This window comes from Amycolatopsis sp. SID8362, from assembly GCF_010550475.1.
GTDB classification, from domain to species: Bacteria; Actinomycetota; Actinomycetes; order Mycobacteriales; family Pseudonocardiaceae; genus Amycolatopsis; species Amycolatopsis eburnea.
In genome coordinates this window covers 1-2,558 of the sequence record NZ_JAAGNB010001124.1, presented here as the reverse complement: position 1 = coordinate 2,558, position 2,558 = coordinate 1, and the positions used below count along the sequence as shown (strand labels likewise).

Below are 2,558 nucleotides of genomic sequence, written 5' to 3'. Positions count from 1 at the left end.
GGCCGTCGTCGTCGGCGATCAGGCCGCGCAGCACCAGGTCCGTCAGCGCCGCCGCGCGCACCAGCAGCGCGACGCGCTCGCGGTCCGGCAGCCGGTCGCGCCGGGTGTCGCAGGCGAGCAGGTACGCCCGTGCGGGCAGGGAAAGCATCGTCGTTCTCCTCACTGCCGCTTCAGCGCGGGCCAGATGTCCCGCCACGGCGCCGTCCGGCCGTCGTATTCCCACAGCAGCCCGTCGGCCACCGTCGTCTCGCGCGCGAAGTACGGCCGCAGCTGCCCCGGGTCGAAGCCCGCGAACAGCACCGCGTCCGCCGACTCCGGTGGCGGGCCGAAGTACCAGTACCCGCGGTGTCCACTGTAGACACGCTGGATACCGTACGGCGCACCGTAGAACTCCGTCACCGCCGCGAACGGGTAGATCTCGGCGTACACCGCGGTCCGCGCCCGGACGTCGGCCGGCAGCGCCGCGTACGCCTGCCCGATCGCCTTCGCCAGTTCCTGCTGCGGCAGCTCCCCCTGCGCGAACGCGCTGCCGAGCAGGAACGGCCCGTACGACGTCCGCGCCGTCGCCGGCCAGACCGGCAACGCGGCCAGCGTGACCACCGCCGACAGCGCGAACACCGGCCACACCACGGCTTTCCACCAGCGGAGCAGGTTCCGGCGGGTCAGCTCGGTGGCCGCGGCCGCGAACGGCACCGCGTACAGCCCCATGACGTAGTTCGCCCGCCCGTGCAGCACCAGCACGGCCACCGCCACCCCGAGCGCCGCGACGCCGAGGTACCGGTACGGCCGCAGTTCCGGCGACCGCAGCAGCCGCCAGACGCCGTACCCCAGCGCGAGCACGCCCGCGCCGATCCCGGCGCCGAGGAGCGCGTCGCGCGCGAAGCTGCCGCAGCCGGGGAATTCCGCCGCGACGACGTCGCTCATGTGGGTGTACGGCCAGCCGTGCGCCGCCTGCCAGCCGAGCGTCGGCAACGTGGCCACGACGGCGATCGCCGCGCCCAGCCAGAGCTTCGGCCGGGTGAGCAGCTCCCGCGGCCCCAGCCACCACGCGGCGAGCAGCACCGCCGCCCACAACGCGGGGATCAGGAACTTCGTCTCCAGCGACACCGCCGTCACGACGCCCGCCCACACCAGCAGGCCGTCGCGGCGCGTGCGGGTCCAGCGGACCAGCAGCCACGTGACGACCGTCCAGAGGAACGGGTCGAGCACGTACGTGGCCAGCCAGTGGCTCGCGACGACGATGCCGGACGTCGCGTAGCAGCCCGCCGCGAGCACCTGGGCGCCGCGGCCGCCGCCGAACTCGCGGGCGATCAGCGCCGTGACGACCACCCCGGCGGCCGCGGCCAGCGTCATCGGCAGGCGCAGCGCGACGAGCGAACCCGGCGCGAGCCAGTCGATCGCCGCCGCGAGCGCCGGGATGAGCGGTGGCTGGTCGAAATACCCCCAGTCCAGGTGATCTCGACCGGCCACCAGGAAGTACAGCTCGTCGAACCCGCCGGCGTAGCGCCCGCTGGTCAGCAGCAGCGCGAGCCCGGCGAGGCCGGCCACGACGAGCACCGGGCCCGCGGCGAACGCCGTCTTCGGTCGCGTCAGAACAGTCACCGTTCTCCCCCTCGCCTTCGGTGTCCCCAGTCCACCGGTCCGCGGGGGCCCGGCGAAACCGGACGAGGGAGGTGATCGCGGCGACGAACGTTGCGAGCACCCGGCGCGAGGCGCAACTTTGGTTGTGATCCGGGCGCGGCGAACCCGTCCGGCGATTACCGTGACCGCGTGACCACCGCCCGGCGGCCGCTGTGGCCGAGCCGCTCCGACGCCTGCTGGCTGTTCTTCGCGGCGTTCGCATTCTCCGGCATGAACGCGCTCTTCTTCGCGCTCGGCGACCGGACGACGGGCGCGCTCGGCCCGGCGGCCGGCCTGGTGCTGCAGGTGGTCTGCGACTTCAGCCTGGTGCTGCTGTTCCGGTTCCCGGTCCAGGTGTGCGCCTTCGTCACCGCGGTCGCGTTCGGGATGCTCGCGTCCGACGTCTTCGCACCCGGCCTGCTCGTGCCGCTGCACCCGCTCGCGCTGCTGACCGTCCCGACAATCACGCCGGTGATCCTGTCGCAGGCGGCGCGGGTGCTGGACCGGCGGACCGTGCTGTGGGTGGCCGGGATCCTGGCCGTCGTGGCGTCGCGGCCGTGGACGCCGGACTGGGCGGTGACGCCGTTCGGGCTGCTCAGCACGGCGCTGCCGGCGCTCGTTTCGCTGTACTTCGAGGCGCGGCGCCAGCTGCTGCAGTCGTTGCGCGACCGCGCGGAACGGGCCGAGCGCGAACAGCACCTGCTCGCCGAGCAGGCCCGCGCGGAGGAACGGCGACGGCTCGCGGGCGAGATGCACGACGTCGTCACGCACCGGCTCAGCCTGATGGTGCTGCACGCCGGCGCGCTCGGCGTGACGTCGGCCGAGCCGGCCGTGCGGACGGCGGCCGAGGACATCCGGCGTGAGGGCGCCCAGGCGCTCGACGAGCTGCGCGACCTGGTCGGCGTGCTGCGCAACGGGACCGAAGTCGGGGGCGCGCG

2 protein-coding genes are annotated in these 2,558 nt (G+C 74.1%); one reads left to right on the top strand and one right to left on the bottom strand.

Translation table 11 applies throughout. The features are described from left to right. Window positions 1–159: 159 nt before the first annotated feature. Complete coding sequence (locus tag G3I65_RS35255) at window positions 160–1,602, bottom strand: glycosyltransferase family 39 protein (protein WP_309235888.1); 1,443 nt, start codon at window positions 1,600–1,602, stop codon at window positions 160–162. A gap of 168 nt (window positions 1,603–1,770) precedes the next feature. Between G3I65_RS35255 and G3I65_RS35250 the strand changes: the two genes are divergently transcribed. Further along, the coding region (locus G3I65_RS35250; RefSeq protein ID WP_160699936.1) for a histidine kinase at window positions 1,771–2,558 on the top strand (788 nt) is incomplete at its 3' end.